This window comes from Pseudomonas pharyngis, assembly GCF_021602345.1.
Taxonomy (GTDB): Bacteria; Pseudomonadota; Gammaproteobacteria; order Pseudomonadales; family Pseudomonadaceae; genus Aquipseudomonas; species Aquipseudomonas pharyngis.
This window is the reverse complement of sequence record NZ_BQID01000010.1, coordinates 82,625-100,648: the sequence shown is the minus strand read 5'-3', so window position 1 is coordinate 100,648 and position 18,024 is coordinate 82,625. Positions and strand designations below refer to the sequence as shown.

The window sequence follows — 18,024 nt, the reverse complement described above, 5'->3', positions numbered from 1 at the left end:
TAACGGCGAGATCCGCCGACGTACAGAAGTGCAGCCCCGGCGCAAACCCTCTCGCCGGGTGCGAGATGTCTTACGATTCTTCCACGACGGAGGTCGGTGCGGGTTCCGGGGTCGGCGTCGGGCCTTCGCGGCGGCTTTCCTGGAACCAGTGCAGGGCGATCAGCACCAGGGTCGGAACGCCGAGCAGCGCGGTGATCAGGAAGAAGTTGTGATAACCGAACTTCTCCACCATCACCCCGGAGTAGCCGCCGATCAGGCGTGGCAGCAAGAGCATGATCGAGCTGAGCAGCGCGTACTGGGTGGCGGAGAACTTCAGGTTGGTCAAGCTCGACAGGTAGGCGACGAACGCTGAGGTGGCCAGGCCGGAGCTGAAGTTGTCGAGAGAGATCGTCACCACCAGCATCTGCAGGTTCGGGCCCATGTCGGCCAGCATCAGGAACAGCAGATTGGTGCCCGCCGACGCGGCACCGCCGATGAACAGGATCGGCAGGATGCCGAAGCGCACGATCAGCAGACCGCCCATGCCGGCGCCGACGAGGGTCATGATCAGACCGAAGATCTTGCTGACGCTGGCGATCTGGTCCTTGGTGAAACCCTGGTCGATGTAGAACACATTGGCCATCACGCCCATCACCGTGTCGGACATCCGATAGGTGGCGATCAGGCCGAGCAGCAGCAACGCCTGCCAGCGGTAGCGCAGGATAAAGTCGTTGACCGGCGTCAGCACTGGCGCCAGACCACGGCGCCCCATGGCCGAGAGGCACAGGCAGGTCAGCGTGGTGTAGAGAATCGCGCGCAGGAACGCCCGGTCTTCCAGCAGCAGGTCCAGCGGGCTCATGTCGCCAAACAGCACGCTGGCGAAATCGGTGTTGTAGAGCTGGGTGAACATGGCCGGCACAGAGACCAGCAAAATGATCAGCACGAACACCGACATCAACTGATGCATGAAGGTGTAACGCCCGGCCTGCAACTGGGTGCGCAACGGCACCGGCGGCTCGCGCATCAGCAGGGTGGTGAGCAGGGCAGGCACCATCAGGGCACCGAACAGCACGTAGGTGCCGGTCCAGGCCGAATGCTGGTACTTGAAGCCTGTAGAGCCGAAACCCTCGGCGAAGAACAGCGCACCCGCGGTCGCGAGCAGGGCGGCGATCCGATAGCCGGACATATAGCTGGCGGCCAGCGCGGCCTGACGGCTGTCTTCGGCGATTTCCAGGCGATAGGCGTCGACCGCGATATCCTGGGTGGCGGAAGCGAACGCCACGACCACGGCGATGGCTATCAGCCAGGACAGGTGTTTCTGCGGGTCGCAAAAACCCATACCGATCAGGCCGAGGATTACCAGCGTCTGTGAGAGCACCAGCCACGAACGGCGGCGACCCAGCTTGCCCAGCAACGGCAGGCGCCATTGGTCGAGCAGGGGCGACCAGACCCATTTGAAGGCGTAGGCAAGACCGATCAGGCTGGCGTAGCCGATCGTCTCGCGGGCTACACCGGCTTCACGCAGCCAGACCGAAAGTGTCGAGAACACCAGCATGTACGGCAGGCCGGCGGCGAAACCCAGCAACAACAGCACGAGCGTCGAAGGACTGGCATAGGCGGCGAGCGCGGCGCGCCAGGTTTTACGGGGCATGGGCTGAAGTCTGCCTCAAGATTGCGAAAACAAAGCGCGCACTCTAACCGCTGTGCTCTACCGGACGCCAGCCATGGCGCCGAATATCCACACGATTGTTCAGGACGGTGATGCCTTCCATACGCAATCGCGCCCGCTGTTCGTCCCCGGACGGGCTGCCCGCCGGCAGGCTGATCCGACCGCCGGCGCCGAGCACGCGGTGCCAGGGCAGTTTGGTGTCGCCGGGCAATTGGCTCAGGGTCCGGCCGACCCAGCGGGCGGCGCGCCCCAACCCCGCCAGTTCGGCCAACTGACCATAGCTGACGACTTTGCCCTCAGGCACTTGGGCGAGGGTGGAATAGAGTGCCGTGCGTCGGATTTGCGGATCGTTTTCGCAGGCATGCATCGGGTCTGTCACGTGCGCGGTTCCTGAACTTGATCGCGTTATGTGCTTAAGCGTAATCGGTGGATGGGCAATTGAGAAATGAACTCAACAGAATTAGCCGGGTCACTCCTTGTCAGGGAATTATTCCTACGGATAATGCCGACCCTTTTTTCGCAAACTTGAGTCTTCGATTCGCTTATGTTGTCCAGAACCCTGCTGTGCCTTGCTGTCTTCAGTGCGTCCACACCTTTGCTTGCCGACACCGTCTGGTTGAAGAACGGTGACAAGCTGAGCGGTAAAATCACGCTGTTCGACGGCGGCAAGTTGCTGGTCCAGACCCAGTACGCCGGGGCCGTCACCATCGACTGGAAGCAGGTCAAGACCCTGGAGAGCGATCAGGAATTGCTGGTCAAGCAGGACGCCTACAACGGCGAGAAGGCCAAGTCCCTGAGTGCTGCCGAAGAGGGCAAGGTCACATTGGCCAACGGCGAGGCGCCGAAAACCGTGGAGCTGGCGAGCATTCAGCAGATTCTCAAGCCCAAGCCGGTGGTCGAGGATCTGGTGTGGAAGGGCAACGTCGATCTGGCGCTCGACTACCAGCGCGCCGAGAAAGATACCGACGACTACGATGTCGGCTTCAAGACCACTGCTCGTCACGGCCGCTGGCGCCATATCGCCGAGGGCGAATACAACCGCGAAGTGCAGGACGACGTGACCACCACCGACAACTGGCGCGCCGAGTACTCGCTCGACCGCTTCCTCACTGATCAATGGTTCTGGCAGGGGCGGTTGAACTACAAGCGCGATCACATCGAAGAGCTGGCGCGCCAGCGCGTGGTGGGTACCGGCCCGGGTTACCAGTTCTGGGATGACGAGCTGGGAGCGTTCTCCCTGGGTTCGCTGCTCAACCGAACCGATTACGAGTACCGCGATGGCAGCAAGGACAACTTCTATTCGGTCGCCATGAAGTGGGACTACAACCGCTACCTGATCGGCAAGAAGGTCGAGTTCTTCACCAATGGCGAAGTCGGCAAGCCACTGTCCGGCGTAGCCGATTACGCGCTGGATGCGGAAATGGGCCTGCGCTACAAAGTCACCGAGTGGGCCTCGCTCAACCTCAAGGCCGAACGCGATATCATCAGCGGCACCGAGGATGCGGACCTGAGCAAGACCCGCTACACCGCCGGTTTCGGCGTGGCTTGGTAAGCAACGCAAAAGATCGCAGCCTTCACGGGCTGCGATCTTTTTTTGCGCCCGGAGAAACAGACGCCCACAAAAAAGCCCCGCTTTTGAGGGCGGGGCCTTTTTCTAAAGAAGCTACAAGTTAGATAACTTGTACTTCTTCAGCTTGCATGCCTTTCTGACCGCGGGTAGCGATGAAAGAAACCTGTTGGCCTTCTTTCAGGCTTTTGAAGCCGTCGGATTGGATAGCTTTGAAGTGAACGAACAGGTCGTCACCGGATTGTGGAGTGATGAAGCCGAAGCCTTTTTCATCGTTGAACCACTTAACGGTACCGGTTTGGCGATTAGACATGGTGTAACTCCTTGAACAAAGATAACTGCGACTCAGGAAGAACCCTGGCCGAGACTGAGTGCAAAGAGCAGGAAAAATTCTTGTAGATGGTTGGATCGAAATTCAACATATCGTGTAGAGATTCTCAGTGACACAAGCAGCACAGTGGCGCCACCTTAACCCTTTTTCCGGAACGTGCCAATGCTTCTTGCGAAGGTTTCTCTGTTTTAGGGATCGACGGTGTGACGGTTCGTCGCGAAGCCGCGTAAATCCCGCACGTTCGGCGAGAATTGCACCCCGCACTTTGAACCCGGCGGCGCGCCCGGTAAGATGCCGGACAGATTTTTTCCACCTCGCTATTCAGGACACCCGCCATGAGCATCAAATCGGACAAGTGGATTCGCCGCATGGCGCAGGAACACGGCATGATCGAGCCGTTCGTCGAGCGCCAGGTACGCGGCAGCGACGACAGCCGTGTGATCTCCTACGGTGTGTCGAGCTACGGCTACGATGTGCGCTGCACCAATCATTTCAAGGTGTTCACCAACATCAATTCGGCCATCGTCGATCCGAAGAATTTCGATGCCGGCAGCTTCGTCGACGTCCACAGCGACGTCTGCATCATCCCGCCAAACTCCTTCGCCCTGGCCACGACCGTTGAGTACTTCCGTATTCCACGCAACGTACTGACCATCTGCCTGGGCAAGAGCACCTACGCCCGCTGCGGCATCATCGTCAACGTCACCCCGCTTGAGCCCGAGTGGGAAGGCCAGGTGACCCTGGAGTTCTCGAACACCACCAACCTGCCGGCGAAGATCTACGCCAACGAAGGTGTGGCGCAGATGCTGTTCCTCGAATCCGATGAGGAATGTGAAGTCTCCTACAAGGACCGTGCCGGCAAGTATCAGGGCCAGCGTGGCGTGACGCTGCCGCGTACCTGATCCGTCCATCCGGCAGTTACCGGGAATTCTTCGGCGGGTAGACACTCTATGAGGTGTACTGCCCGTTTCGCGAACAGCGGGACGGGCCTTCGCCGAGGAGTGCTCCATGAAGATCGATCCGCAAATCACTGCCGAACTGGCAAGGCTCGAGCCCAATCAGGTTGGCGTAATGGCCTGGTCGTTGTTGGCACACCCACCCATCGCGACGGCCGGCGGAATTCCTCACCAGCCCGATCCCGATACCCCCAACGAAGAACCGACCGAGCCCGGCGAACCTACGTTGCCGGACAAACCGCCACCCGCGCCCGTCGCCTGATTGAACGTATGGCCCGTCGGCTGAATCCTGAACAGGACGTCAGCCGACGGGCCATATTTCGTTGTCGCCAATGACAAAGATCCGACAGCTGTCTTCCTTCTCTACCGGATAACCGCCGGTGAAGGCGCCAAAGGCCGGCAACAGGCTGATGCGTTCCCCCAGCCTGAAACACGCCAGCCGCAAACGCTGGCGCCCCTTGCCGATCAATCGATAAACCGGGTGTACGTGCCCTGCGAGGACATGCCGTTCAGGGTGCGGATCCGGCTCGTGCTGCAGCGAGAAGGGGCCCAGCAGCATGGGCTCCGGCACCACCCTGATATTCAGCGACTGCGGTGGATCGCCCGCCCGCTTGTCATGATTGCCGCGAATCAGCGTGATGGGCAGATCCTTATGCCGTTCGCGCCACCGAGCCAATTCGTTCAAGGTGCCCGTGGCGTGGGAGCCGGGCCCGTGCAGAAAGTCCCCAAGAAAGATCAATTGCCGACATGGCAGCTTTGCCAGCAACTGCTCGATCACAGCGATATTGCTCGTCGTAGTGCCCTGCGGCACCGGCTGCCCCAGGCGACGATAAGCGGCCGCTTTGCCGAAATGCACATCGGCAATCAGCAGCGTCTGCTGCGCCGGCCAGTACAGCGCCTTTTCCGGCAGCAACCAGAGGTCTTCGCCTGCCAGACGCACGGGGTAAGGCGCGTTCATCAGGATTGGCCCTTGTCGGCGGTGTTCTCCAGATCGCCGACCATACGCCGGATGCGGTCAGCGAGTTTTTCCGAGCTCATGCTTTCGCGCATGCGTTCCACCAGCAATGGAAAGCCGAGCGGTGTCGGACGTTTGATCAAGTGCATATCGAGTTTCATCCGGTTGATTCGCTCCAGTGTCTGCTCCAGCCGACGAATATCCAGTTCTTCCCGCAGGACTTCTTCCCCAGCCTGGGCCAGCAGCAGGTTGCCGGCGTCGTATTGTTTGAACACTTCGAAGAACAGCCCGCTGGAAGCCTGGACCTGACGGGTACTTTTCGGCGCGCCGGGGTAACCGGCGAACACCAGTCCGGCAATCCGCGCAATTTCCCGAAATCTGCGCAGCGCCAGTTCGCCCGCGTTGAGGCTGGCCAGCACATCCCTCAACAAACCCTCGGGACCGAGCAGGGCGCCATCCAGTTGCACAGACCAGTCAACGGGCGTGGCGCTGAGCAATTCCAGTCCGTAATCGTTGACCGCAATCGAGAAGGTCACAGGCAGGCGCTGACTGACCCGCCACGCCAGCAGGCTGGCCAGCCCCAGATGCACCTGACGTCCGGCAAACGGATAGAGGAAAAGGTGCCAGCCTTCGCGGGATTTCAGCACTTCGGCCAGCAGATTGTTGACGGTCGGCAGGCCTGACCAGCGCATCTGGGTTTCCAGCAGCGGTCGCAAGGCCTGCATTTCCGGTCCGGCAAACTCACCGTGCGCCGCCGCGCTGAAACGGCTGACCACCGCTTCAGCCAGTTCGCTGGACAGCGGCATGCGCCCGCCATTCCAGCGCGGTACGGCAGCTTTTTTCGCCGTGCTGCGTTTGACGTAGGCGGTCATGTTTTCCACCCGCACCAGTTCCAGCAAGCGCCCGGCGAACAGAAAACCATCGCCGGGTTTGAGGCGTGCGATAAAGCCTTCTTCAACACTGCCCAGTTGTTTGCCGCCACCACCCTTGCTCCAGAACTTCAGATGAATGCTGGCATCGCTGACGATGGTGCCGATGCTCATGCGATGGCGGCGCGCCAGGCGGGCATCGGGGACGCGCCAGATCCCGTGTTCATCCGGCTCGACCCGGCGGTAATCCGGATACGCCGTCAGCGACATCCCGCCGTGGCGTACGAACGCCAGCGCCCAGGCCCAGTCCGCGAGCGTCAGGTCACGATAGGCCCAGGCACCACGGACTTCTTCGTACAGCTCATCGGGAACAAAGCCACCGCCCAGGGCCATGCTGACCAGATGTTGCACCAGCACATCCAGCGGTTTGTGCGGTGACAGTCGCGGCTCGATCCGCCGCTGTGCCACAGCATCGCTAGCGGCTGCGGCTTCGATCAGCTCCAGGCTGTGGGTCGGCACCAGGGTGACCCGCGACGTTCTGCCGGGCGCATGCCCCGAACGTCCGGCACGCTGCATCAGCCGCGCCACGCCTTTGGCGGAGCCAATCTGCAGCACCCGCTCCACGGGCAGGAAATCCACCCCCAGATCCAGACTGGAAGTGCAGACCACGGCTTTGAGTTGGCCGTTCTTCAGCGCCTGTTCCACCCAGTCGCGAGTGTCACGGGACAGCGAGCTGTGGTGCAGGGCGATCAATCCGGCCCAGTCCGGCCGCGCTTCCAGCAAGGCCTGATACCAGATTTCCGATTGCGCCCGGGTGTTGGTGAACACCAGGCTGCTGGCGCAAACGTCCAGTTCGGCGACCACCTGCGGCAACATCTTCAGACCGATGTGCCCGGCCCAGGGAAAGCGTTCGATCGCCGGTGGGAGCAGCGTGTCGACCTTGAGCGACTTTTCGCTTTGCCCCTGAATACTGACGCCACCGCCCTGTGGGATCAGCACCTGTTCGGCGTGGGACTGATTGCCGAGCGTTGCGGAAACGCCCCAGACGATCAGCCCCGGGTGCCAGCGGCGCAGTCGGGCGAGGGCCAGTTGCAATTGCACGCCGCGCTTGTTGCCGAGCAATTCGTGCCACTCGTCCACCACGACCATGCGCAGCGTCGACAGCGCCGTTTGCGCGTCGGCACGGGCGAGCATCAGGGTCAGGCTCTCCGGGGTGGTGATCAACGTGGTGGGCAGGCGCCGGTTCTGCCGGGCGCGTTCGCTGCTGCCGGTGTCGCCGGTGCGCAGGCCGACGCTCCAGGGGATCTGCAGATCGTCCAGCGGCGCTTGCAGGGCGCGCGCGGTGTCGGCGGCCAGCGCCCGCATTGGGGTGATCCACAAGACAGTCAGCGGTTCGGCGGGTGGTTTGCGTTTACGGGTGGTTTCAGCAACAGGCCGGGAGCGGGCAAAGCGATTGAGCGCGGCAAACCAAACCGCGTAGGTTTTACCTGCGCCGGTGCTGGCATGCAGCAGGCCTGATTCGCCACGTTTGACTGCGGCCCATACCTGTTTCTGAAAGGCGAACGGCTTCCAGTCGCGGGCGCTGAACCAGTGTTTGGCGAAGTCGGTGGAAGTGCCCATGCCGGCGACGTGTGCTCTGAAGATGTTCCTTCAATGACCGCGCCGACCGGGCAATAGTTTTACTTGAGATTGCCGCTGAGAAATTGCTTCAGGCGTTCGCTCTTCGGATTGCCCAGCACCTCTTCCGGCGCGCCTTCTTCCTCCACCAGCCCTTGATGCAGGAACAGCACCTGGCTCGAGACCTTGCGGGCAAAGCTCATTTCGTGGGTGACCATGATCATGGTCCGGCCTTCCTCGGCCAGGCCCTGAATCACCTTGAGCACTTCGCCGACCAGCTCCGGATCGAGCGCCGAGGTCGGTTCGTCGAACAGCATGACTTCCGGCTCCATCGCCAAAGCCCGGGCAATCGCCACCCGTTGCTGCTGGCCGCCGGAGAGGAACGCCGGGTACTGATCCGCCACCCGCGCCGGCAAACCGACCTTTTCCAGATAACGGCGGGCGCGGTCGTCGGCTTCCTGCTTGCTGCAGCCCAGCACCCGGCGCGGGGCCATGGTGATGTTTTCCAGCACGGTCATGTGGCTCCACAGATTGAAATGCTGGAACACCATGGCCAGGCGGGTGCGCAGGCGTTGCAGTTCATCGGCGTCGGCGACGTGCATGCCGTGGCGGTCGGTGACCATGCGGATCGCCTGGCCATCGAGGCTCATCGCGCCGTCGTTGGGTTGTTCGAGAAAGTTGATGCAGCGCAAAAAGGTGCTTTTGCCCGAGCCGCTGGCGCCGATCAGGCTGATCACGTCGCCGGTCCTGGCCTTGAGCGACACGCCTTTGAGCACCTGATGGTCGCCATAGCTTTTGTGCAAGCCTTCAACGGTCAATTTGTACATGGGACAGGCATCCTCAAGGCGAAAGTAGATAGCCGCTGCGATAGGCTTCGGCGCCCGCGACGTGGGCGATCACCATCCCGGCGGTGGCCATGCGCCGCAGCGAGCGGGCATAGAGCAGACCGGAAGCGGTGCAATGGACTGGCGTAACCCGGTCGTTGATCGGGTCGATGATTTCGGCGATTTTCTGCCCGGCTTCCAGAAACTGGCCGGGCGTGGCGGTATAGACCAGCAGGCCACCGACGGGGGTGGCCACCGGTTCCACGCCGGCCAGCGGTGTGGCGGGGTGTGGCAGGGCGGGCAAGGCTTTTGGGTCGCCGACGATGGCGCCGAAATGGATCAGGTAATCGATCAGCGCCTGGCAATCGCGACTGGCCAGCGGATGGGTGACATCCCCCTGACCGCGCAACTCGACGGTGACCGAGAAACTGCCCAGTGGAATCTCGAAGTGGTCGCCGAAGCGCTCCTTCAATTGCCACCACAGCAGGGTGAAGCACTCATCGAACGACTGGCCGCCGGAGTCGGTGGCCAACAGGCTCGCCTGGGATTCGATATAGCGCGCCAGCGGCTCGACCTGCGACCAGGCCTCGGGCGTGGTGTAGAGGTGAACCACGGATTCGAAATCGCAATGCAGGTCGAGCACCATGTCCGCATCGCAGGCCAGCCGTTGCAGGGTCAGACGCTGGGATTGCAGCTGAGTCGTGGCGGTGTGGCGGGCGAGGGCATTGCGCAGGCTGGCGCGGATCAGCTCGAGGTTGCGCTGCGGGTCGTCGCACAGCTGTGTTTCGATCTCGTTGCCGATTTCCTCGCTGAGGTCGACGAACCAGCGGTTGAAATTCTGTCCGCTCTCCAGTTCGTAGCGGCCCAGCGGCACGTCCATCAGCACCTGTTCGAGGCCGACCGGGTTGGCTACCGGCACCAGCACGATTTCGCTGCGCAGGCGGCCGGCGGCTTCCAGCTCCGCCAGACGCTGCTTGAGGTGCCAGGCCACGAGCATGCCGGGCAGTTCGTCGGCGTGCAGCGATGACTGGATGTAGATCTTGCCCTGGGCCTTGTCCGGGCCGAAATGAAAGCTGTGGATCTGTCGAGCGGTCCCCGGCAGCGGGGCCAGCAGGTCGTGTATCTGATGACGCATCTCTAAAGGGTCCTAGTGGGTCGGGCCGAGGAACGCCAGCCATCGGCGTTCGGCAAGGCGGAACAGGCCGACCAGCGCAAAGGTGATGGTCAGGTAGATCAGCGCGGCGATGCCGAACGACTGGAAGGTCAGGAAGGTCGCCGAGTTGGCGTCCCGCGCGACTTTCAGGATGTCGGGGATGGTCGCGGTGAAGGCCACGGTGGTCGAATGCAGCATCAGGATCACTTCGTTGCTGTAGTACGGCAACGAACGGCGCAGCGCCGACGGCATGATCACGTAGGCATACAGCTTCCAGCCGGTCAGGCCGTAGGCCTTAGCCGCTTCGACTTCGCCGTGGTTCATGCTGCGGATCGCCCCGGCGAAAATCTCCGTGGTGTAGGCGCAGGTGTTGAGGGCGAAGGCCAGGATCGTGCAGTTCATCGCATCGCGGAAGAAACTGTCGAGCAGCGGCTGCGCGCGCACGGCGGCCAGGCTGTAGATCCCGGTGTAGCAGATCAGCAACTGGATATAGAGCGGCGTGCCACGGAACAGGTAGGTGTAGAACTGCACCGGCCAGCGAATGTAGAAGTGCGGCGAGACCCGGGCGATCGACAGCGGAATCGACACGAGGAAACCGAAGAAGATCGAGGCGCTGAGCAGCCACATCGTCATCGCCAGGCCAGTGATGTTCTGACCGTCGGTATAAAGGAAGGCTTTCCAGTATTCCTGCAGGAGTTCGATCATCGTACGGCCTCCCGGGCACCGGCGGCGTAACGGCGTTCGAGCCAGCGCAGGATGATGTTCGAGGCACTGGTGATCAGCAGGTAGATCAACGCGGCGAGGACCAGGAAGTAAAACAGTTGATAGGTGCTCTTGCCGGCATCCTGCGCGGCCTTGACCAGATCGGCCAGGCCGATGATCGAAACCAGCGCGGTGGCCTTGAGCATCACCATCCAGTTGTTGCCGATGCCCGGCAGGGCGAAGCGCATCATTTGCGGGAACACCACGAAGCGAAAGCGCTGACCGCGCTTGAGGCCATAGGCGGTGGCGGCTTCGACCTGCCCGCGCGGCACGGCGAGAATCGCCCCGCGAAAGGTTTCAGTGAAGTACGCGCCATAAATGAAGCCCAGGGTCAGGACCCCGGCGCTGAACGGGTCGATCTCGATGTATTCCCATTCCAGGTAATCGGTGAGCGTCGTCAGCCAGGTTTGCAGGCTGTAGAAGATCAGCAGCATCAGCACCAGGTCCGGCACCCCGCGAATCAGCGTGGTGTAGAGCTGGGCGGGCAGGCGCAGCAGTTTGACTTTTGACAGCTTGGCGCTGGCGCCGAGCAGGCCGAGCAACACGGCCACCAGCAGCGACAACGCCGACAATTTGATGGTCATCCAGGTGCCCTCCAACAGCAAAGGGCCAAAACCCTTGAGGCTGAAGGCGGAGAGCCCCAGATTTTGTAAGAGGTTTTCGAACATAAATCAGCAACCTGACTGAATGAAAAAGGCGCCCATCGAGGATGGGCGCCGGGGCATTATTTGCCGCTGTACAGATTCAGATCGCCAAAGTGTTTCTTTTGAATCTCTGCGTATTTGCCATCATCGTGTAACGCTTTGATACCTTTATCCAAAAGCGCTTTCAGCTCGGTGTTACCTTTCTTAATACCGACAGCGGTCTTGGCTGGCAGCAAGTGGTTGTCGACCGGCTTGCTGACTTCATAATCGGCGCCCTGCGGCGACTTCAGAAAGCCCAGTTCGGCCTGCAACATGTCCTGAATGCCCGCATCGAGACGGCCGGAGGTCAGGTCGGAATACACCTGGTCCTGGTTCTGATAGGCCTGGGTTTTCACGCCCGCCTTGTCCAGCACGGCTTTGGCATAGGCTTCCTGGATGGTGCCTTGCTCGTAGCCGACGGTTTTGCCTTTCAGGGAAGCGACGTCGTCGGTGATGCCCGAACCTTTTTTCGACACGTAGGCCGTCGGGCCGGAGAACAGCTCGCTGGAGAAGTCGATGACTTTTTCGCGGGCTTCGGTAACGGTCATCGACGAGATCACGCCGTCGAATTTATTGGCCTTGAGGCCCGGAATCATGCCGTCGAAGTCGCTTTCGACCCATTTGCACTTGACCTTCAGCTCGGCGCAGATCGCGTTGCCCAGATCGATGTCGAAGCCAACCAGGCTGCCGTCTGCTGCTTTCGACTCGAACGGTGCGTAGGAAGGGTCAACGCCAAACCGCAGTTCTTTGTATTCCTTGGCCAGCGCGGAGCCGGCGGCCATGCACAACGCCAGTGCAGAAAGGGTCAGCAATGCTTTTTTCATTATTCAATCCCTAAGAACCAATATGAGCGCTTGTGGCGCGGAATGATTGTTACTGGAGCGCTTACGACTTATAGAAAGTAGCAATTTCCGAACCAGAGTCCCGAACAAGTGTTTTAAAAGGTGTAGCAAGTGCATGCTGGGGCCGGTCAGTGCACGAAAACGGGCACGCCGGAAAAGCTGCACCAGGATGGTTCGGAGGATCGTTCCCACGCTCCGCGTGGGAATGCCTCAATGGACGCTCTGCGTCCGGCTGTATGGGACGCGGAGCGTCCCGGGCTGCATTCCCACGCGGAGCGTGGGAACGATCGGGCAGGCGTGGGGGAAGGGGTCAGGCCAACAGGTTCTGCAAGGTTGCCAGGCTGTCCGCTTCTTCGACGGTTTTGTCCTGGCGCCAGCGCAGCATGCGCGGGAAGCGCACGGCGATGCCGCTCTTGTGTCGGCGGGAGAGGGCGATGCCTTCGAAACCGAGTTCGAACACCAGGCTCGGCTTCACACTGCTGACCGGGCCGAATTTTTCCACGGTGGTCTTGCGCACGATGCTGTCGACCTCGCGCATTTCCGCATCGGTCAGCCCGGAATAGGCCTTGGCGAAGGGCACCAGCGCCCGGGCACTGGCACCGGGCGGGCCGTCCCACACCGCAAAGGTGTAATCACTGTAAAGGCTGGCGCGGCGACCGTGTCCGCGCTGGGCGTAGATCAACACCGCGTCGACGCTGAACGGGTCGACCTTCCATTTCCACCACACGCCCATGTCCTTGGTGCGACCGACGCCATACATCGCATCCCTGGCCTTGAGCATCATGCCTTCTACCCCCAGTCGTCTGGAGGCTTCGCGCTGGCGGGCGAGATCGAACCAGTCGTCACCGGTCAGGGTCGGCGACGGCAGCAGCACCGGGTTGTTGCAGCGGGCGATGACCTGCTCCAGTTGCTCGCGACGCCTGGCCTGGGGCTGGTTGCGCCAGTCTTCGCCCTGCCATTCGAGCAGGTCGTAGGCGAGTATCACCACCGGCGCGTCTTCGAGGATTTTGCGGTCCAGTGACTTGCGGCCGATCCGTTGTTGCAACAGTGCGAAGGGTTGCACCGCCGGGGCTTCTGTCGACTGCGGATCGAACGCGTCTTCGGTGACCGGGCGGTTGTTCTTCCAGACCACGATCTCGCCGTCGATCACCGTGCCGTCGGGTAAACCGTGCAGCAGCGTGTCGAATTCGGGAAAACGCTCGGTGACCAATTCCTCGCCGCGCGACCAGACCCACAGTTTCCCGTCACGCTTGACCACCTGTGCGCGAATGCCGTCCCACTTCCATTCCACCTGCCAGTTGCTCGGCGGCCCGAGCAGGGCCTCGAATGTTTCAACCGGTTGCGCCAGCGCATGGGCGAGGAAGAACGGGTAGGGCTGGCCGCCGCGCTGGGCGTGCTCGTCGCTGGATTCGGGGGCGATCAGTTTCAGGTAAGCGGCGGCGTTCGGCCGGTTGGACAGGTCGGTGTAACCCACCAGCCGTTGCGCCACGCGTTTGCTGTCGAGCCCGGCCATGGAAGCCAGAGCGCGGGTCACCAGCAATTTGGACACGCCGACCCGGAAGCTGCCGGTGATCAGTTTGATGCACAGCATCAGGCTCGGCCGATCCAGTTGCGCCCACAGAGCGGGCAATTGGTGGGCGAGGTATTCCGGGGTTTCACCGCGCAGGGGCAGCAGTTTGTCTTCGATCCATTCGGCGAGCCCGGCCTGCGACGTGTGCGGGTGTTCCGGCAGCACCAGCGAAATGGTTTCCGCCAGATCGCCGACCGCTTGATAGCTCTCCTCGAACAGCCATGGCTCAAGTCCGGACGTTTCAACAGCGAGTTCGCGCAGAACTCTCACCGGAACCAGTTGCCGTGGCCGCCCGCCGGACAAAAAGTACACGGCCCAGGCGGCATCTTGCGGTTGCGCCTGGGCGAAGTAGGTTTGCATCGCTGCCAGTTTGGCGTTGCTCGAGGTGGTGGCGTCGAGTTCGGCGTATAACCCGGCGAAGTCTTTCATGGTTGCACCTCGGCCATCGCAGGCGTGGCGCTGGAAAGCTCTTCTTCATCGTCACCGTATTCGGTGTTGAAACCTTGTGCGTCGAGCCCTTTTTCGCGCAGATGGCGCACCAGTACGCCAATCGAGCCGTGGGTGACCATCACCCGCTCGGCGCCGGTCTGTTCGATGGCCCACAACAGGCCGGGCCAGTCGGCGTGATCCGAAAGCACGAAACCGCGATCCACGCCGCGCCGCCGACGGGTGCCGCGCAGGCGCATCCAGCCGCTGGCGAAGCTGTCGCTGTAATCGCCGAACCGGCGCATCCAGCTGCTGCCGCCGGCAGAGGGCGGGGCGATGACCAGCGCCTGGCGCATCATCGGGTCGTTCTTTTTCACCTCGCCGGCGTAGATCGTCGGCGGCAGGTAGACGCCGGCCTCGCGGTACACGCGGTTCAGCGGCTCCACCGCCCCGTGGCTGAGGATAGGCCCGAGGGTTTCGTCGATGCCGTGGAGAATCCGCTGGGCCTTGCCGAACGAATAGCAGAACAGCACGCTGGCCTTGCCGGCCTCGATGTTGGCCTGCCACCACTGATTGATTTCGGCGAACACCTGCGCCTGCGGTTGCCAGCGGTAGATCGGCAGGCCGAAGGTCGATTCGGTGATGAAGGTGTGGCAGCGCACCGGTTCGAACGGCGCGCAGGTGCCGTCGGGTTCGATCTTGTAGTCGCCGGACGCGACCCAGACTTCGCCGCCGTATTCCAGCCGCACCTGGGCCGAGCCGAGCACATGACCGGCGGGATGAAAGCTCAGGGTGACGCCGTGGTGGGTCAGGCGCTGGCCGTAGTCGAGGGTTTGCAGGTTGATGTCCGCGCCCAGACGCGCACGCAAAATCCCTTCGCCGGCGCTGGCGGCCAGGTAATGCTGATTGCCGCCACGGGCGTGGTCGCCGTGGGCATGGGTGATCACCGAACGCTCGACGGGCCGCCACGGGTCAATGTAGAAGTCCCCGGCAGGGCAGTAGAGGCCTTCGGGGCGGGCGATAACAAGGTCCATGGCATTACCGGAATGGAGGGACTTGTTAGCTATGAGGTTGGCGCGAAGTCAGAAGTTCTATTGATTTTCTGAACTGCCGCATGATCGTTCCCACGCTCTGCATGGGAATGCCTCAAGGGACGCTCTGCGTCCAGTGACGCGGAGCGTCACGGGCTGCATTCCCACGCAGAGCGTGGGAACGATCGAGAAGGGCGACACCTATTTCCCGGGAGTCAGGGTCAACCGCGTCTTGCCATACACCCGGTCAAAGTTCTGCGGCTGCATCGGCAAGCCAATGTACTGGCCTTTGAGCCACGGATCGATTCCGTTCAAGTAGTTCGGGCTGACCGGATTCCCGGATTGCCCCGTCCCGTTCTGCCCCATCAACGGCTCGCTCTGACCGAAGTCGACGATGAAACGCATCGATGGCGCACGCGTGGTGTTGAAATCCTGGCCCCAGGCAAACGCCGCCGTGTTGAGGGTGGTGTGGTCGCCGCCCGCCGCAATTGGGCCGCGAACGGTCTGGCCGCTGGCATTCTTCCACTCGTAGCGGTGCAGTTTGCCCCACTGCCAGGCCCGGCGGTCGCCGCCCAGTTGGCTGTCGCCGGCGCTGATCGCTGCCGCCAGGCTGCGGGCGAGGATCGCCGGTTTGTCTTCTTTTTGCGGGGTGCGGGCGTCGTCCCAGAACGGACTGTCTTCGCGGCCCAGCAAGTGATCGGCCTGGGCGGCGTAGGACAGATCGCCATTGGCGACAAAGGCTTTCCACGCCGGGCTGCTCTGCGGGCCGAGTTCGTCGAGGAAGATCAGCTTCATGCTTTCCTGCAGGAACAGCTCGTAGATCGCCGCGTCGGCGGAAGTCGGGCTGAGCTTGCCGTCGAAAGCCATCAGGTGGGTATAGGCCTCGCGCGCCTTGCTGCGCTCGGCTTCCGGCAGTGCGTCGATCGCCTGTTTCAGCGGCTGCGCCATGCCCGGTGCCTCGAACATTTTCTTCAGTTTGGCGGCGAAGGTGGTGGTCTGGTCGTACTGCATGGCGATCACGCTGCGACCGTCATGCTTGCCGCTGCCGGCCAGTTCGGCCAGGCGCTCGCCACGTTCCGGCGCCGCCCAGGAATTCGACAGTTGCATGCCGTAGCCATGGGGAATGACCCGCTGGTTGGCGGTGCCGAGCCAGCCCTGGGCCGGGTCCTGATCGTAGGGGTGGAGCATCGGGTCGGCGTAACCGTCCCAGTCGTAGCGACCATCCCAGCCCGGCGACGGCAGCAAGCCTTCACCTTCACGGCGGTTCGGGAAGCGCCCGGTGACTTGCCAGCCAATGTTGCTGGCATCGGCAAACACCAGGTTCAGCGCGATGGCGCGGATTTCCCGGCTGGCGTCCGAAGCGCGTTCCACGTTCTGGGCGCGGCTCAGATCGAAAAACGCATCGAGGGATTTGTCATCGGTGAAGCTCGGCGTCTGCAAGGCCAGGCCAAAGCCTGCGCCCTGAGCAGCGGCCTGGGTGCTGTTGAGCAGCGCGCCATGGCGGGTTTCGTACACCGCTTCACGAATCGGCCGCTGGCCTTTGACGAAATAGGTTTCGTTGCGCACGGCGACCGGTTGCCACTTGCCGTTGACCTCGTAGGACAACGTGCTGCCCTGACGACGGATTTTTTCCAGGAACAGGTCCTGGTTATCGCCGAGCACGCTGGTCAGGCTCCACGCCACCTTGCCGTTGAAACCGCCGAGCACCATCGGCAGACCGGCCACGGTCACGCCGGCGGCCTGGTATTTCGGCGCGCGGATCTGCACGAAACTCCACAGCGACGGCGCGGCCAGCGGGCCATGGCTGTCGCTGGCCAACAGGCTCTTGCCGCTGCGGCTGCGTTGCGGGGCGATGGCCCAGTTGTTCGACGACTGAGTGCCCAGCAGGTTGAGGGCGGCCAGTTGTTCGCTGGCGTTGCTCAGCTCCGTCAGCCCCGAAATCTGCCCGTTGAGCTTGATGCCTTGCAGCTTGTCGGCTTCGGCCAGCGGCAGGTTTTCGTCGGGGGCGGACGGGGTCAGCCACGCCAGTTTGTCGTTGGTCACGGTCTGCGCCAGCACCAGCGAAGCGATTTCTTCCGGCAGGTTGGCCGACTGGCTGAAGTTCAGCAGGCAGAAGATCAGTGCCGAATCTTCGGGTTTCCAGTATTCAGGCTTGTAGCCGCTGGAAGCCAGATCCCCCGGCAACTTGTCGGCGTAGCGGAACAGGTAGGCGTTGACGCCCCGGGCATAGACTTCGAAGAAGCGCTTGAGCCGTGGCGACGAAGCCTTGTACAGCTCGCCGGCGCTTTTCTTCAGGTTGACGGCGCGCATGTAGCGGTCGGCGTCGAGCATCGAGGCGCCGGACATCTCCGCCAGACGACCCTGAGCCAGCAGGCGCAGGGTGACCATCTGATTGATCCGGTCGCTGGCGTGAACGTAGCCGAGGGCGAACAGTGCGTCGTGGAAGCTGTTGCTTTCGATCAGCGGCATGCCCATGGCATTGCGGCGTACCGAAACGTTCTGCGCCAGGCCCTTGAGCGGCTGCACACCGGAGGTCGGCGGGAGGGTGTCCTGGGCGTTCCAGGTCTGACAACCGGTCAGGCTCAGAACACCGGCCACTGCTGCGGCAACGCCGAACCGGGGAAGAAAATGTGAAAGGGCTGGCGAGGCCATGGCAAAGCTCCTGCGGGGGTGTAGAGGCTGGGGGCGCAATAAAGCCGCTACGTTAGTGAGCAGGAGGGGGCCGCGCAAGCGGGGCGAGCGGTTATTTCTTCCCGTTGATCGTTCCCGCGCGCGGGAACGATCAGGCCG

At 62.2% G+C, this 18,024-nt stretch carries 16 protein-coding genes; 3 read left to right on the top strand and 13 right to left on the bottom strand.

Going from position 1 to position 18,024, the window contains the following annotated elements; genetic code table 11:
* Window positions 1-70: 70 nt before the first annotated feature.
* Both L6D74_RS20785 and L6D74_RS20780 read right to left on the bottom strand, forming a co-directional pair.
* On the bottom strand, window positions 71-1,630 hold the full coding sequence (locus L6D74_RS20785; protein WP_011332760.1) for an AmpG family muropeptide MFS transporter: 1,560 nt from the start codon (window positions 1,628-1,630) through the stop codon (window positions 71-73).
* Between the two features lie 43 nt (window positions 1,631-1,673).
* A complete protein-coding gene (locus L6D74_RS20780; protein WP_011332761.1) occupies window positions 1,674-2,015 on the bottom strand; it encodes an MGMT family protein in 342 nt (113 codons plus the stop codon).
* Window positions 2,016-2,192: 177 nt separating this feature from the next.
* On the opposite strand from L6D74_RS20780, the gene L6D74_RS20775 reads away from it, so the two are divergent.
* Window positions 2,193-3,200, top strand: a complete 1,008-nt coding sequence (locus tag L6D74_RS20775) for a DUF481 domain-containing protein (protein WP_074691375.1) — start codon at window positions 2,193-2,195, stop codon at window positions 3,198-3,200.
* A gap of 118 nt (window positions 3,201-3,318) precedes the next feature.
* Here L6D74_RS20775 and L6D74_RS20770 read toward each other — a convergent pair whose 3' ends face one another.
* On the bottom strand, window positions 3,319-3,528 hold the full coding sequence (locus L6D74_RS20770) for a cold-shock protein (protein WP_002554837.1): 210 nt from the start codon (window positions 3,526-3,528) through the stop codon (window positions 3,319-3,321).
* 353 nt (window positions 3,529-3,881) lie between these two features.
* On the opposite strand from L6D74_RS20770, the gene dcd reads away from it, so the two are divergent.
* Both dcd and L6D74_RS20760 read left to right on the top strand, forming a co-directional pair.
* Window positions 3,882-4,448, top strand: a complete 567-nt coding sequence (dcd, locus tag L6D74_RS20765; RefSeq protein ID WP_007954988.1) for a dCTP deaminase — start codon at window positions 3,882-3,884, stop codon at window positions 4,446-4,448.
* A gap of 106 nt (window positions 4,449-4,554) precedes the next feature.
* On the top strand, window positions 4,555-4,764 hold the full coding sequence (locus tag L6D74_RS20760; RefSeq protein ID WP_085647833.1) for a hypothetical protein: 210 nt from the start codon (window positions 4,555-4,557) through the stop codon (window positions 4,762-4,764).
* 39 nt (window positions 4,765-4,803) lie between these two features.
* On the opposite strand, the gene pdeM is transcribed toward L6D74_RS20760, so the two are convergent.
* From pdeM to L6D74_RS20710, 10 genes are all read right to left on the bottom strand, one after another.
* Window positions 4,804-5,460 (bottom strand): ligase-associated DNA damage response endonuclease PdeM, encoded by a 657-nt coding sequence (pdeM, locus tag L6D74_RS20755; protein WP_085647834.1) that lies wholly within the window; start codon window positions 5,458-5,460, stop codon window positions 4,804-4,806.
* A complete protein-coding gene (locus L6D74_RS20750) occupies window positions 5,460-7,946 on the bottom strand; it encodes a ligase-associated DNA damage response DEXH box helicase (protein WP_236190219.1) in 2,487 nt (828 codons plus the stop codon). The genes pdeM and L6D74_RS20750 overlap by 1 nt, the downstream gene beginning before the upstream one ends.
* A gap of 59 nt (window positions 7,947-8,005) precedes the next feature.
* Window positions 8,006-8,770 carry an ABC transporter ATP-binding protein gene (locus L6D74_RS20745; protein ID WP_039771333.1) on the bottom strand — a complete coding sequence of 255 codons (765 nt, stop codon included), beginning with the start codon at window positions 8,768-8,770 and terminating at the stop codon, window positions 8,006-8,008.
* Window positions 8,771-8,783: 13 nt separating this feature from the next.
* Window positions 8,784-9,902 carry a succinylglutamate desuccinylase/aspartoacylase family protein gene (locus tag L6D74_RS20740; protein WP_236190218.1) on the bottom strand — a complete coding sequence of 373 codons (1,119 nt, stop codon included), beginning with the start codon at window positions 9,900-9,902 and terminating at the stop codon, window positions 8,784-8,786.
* A gap of 12 nt (window positions 9,903-9,914) precedes the next feature.
* Window positions 9,915-10,625 (bottom strand): ABC transporter permease, encoded by a 711-nt coding sequence (locus L6D74_RS20735; RefSeq protein ID WP_039771337.1) that lies wholly within the window; start codon window positions 10,623-10,625, stop codon window positions 9,915-9,917.
* Window positions 10,622-11,350 (bottom strand): ABC transporter permease, encoded by a 729-nt coding sequence (locus L6D74_RS20730; protein WP_007955000.1) that lies wholly within the window; start codon window positions 11,348-11,350, stop codon window positions 10,622-10,624. Before L6D74_RS20730 ends, L6D74_RS20735 begins: the two co-directional genes overlap by 4 nt.
* 56 nt (window positions 11,351-11,406) lie before the next feature.
* Window positions 11,407-12,189 (bottom strand): transporter substrate-binding domain-containing protein, encoded by a 783-nt coding sequence (locus L6D74_RS20725; RefSeq protein WP_011332769.1) that lies wholly within the window; start codon window positions 12,187-12,189, stop codon window positions 11,407-11,409.
* 328 nt (window positions 12,190-12,517) lie between these two features.
* Entirely contained in the window at window positions 12,518-14,206 is a 1,689-nt protein-coding gene (locus tag L6D74_RS20720; protein WP_236190217.1) for an ATP-dependent DNA ligase, read from the bottom strand.
* Entirely contained in the window at window positions 14,203-15,237 is a 1,035-nt protein-coding gene (locus L6D74_RS20715; RefSeq protein WP_039771341.1) for a ligase-associated DNA damage response exonuclease, read from the bottom strand. Before L6D74_RS20715 ends, L6D74_RS20720 begins: the two co-directional genes overlap by 4 nt.
* A gap of 198 nt (window positions 15,238-15,435) precedes the next feature.
* Entirely contained in the window at window positions 15,436-17,886 is a 2,451-nt protein-coding gene (locus L6D74_RS20710; protein ID WP_236190216.1) for a penicillin acylase family protein, read from the bottom strand.
* Window positions 17,887-18,024 lie beyond the last annotated feature (138 nt).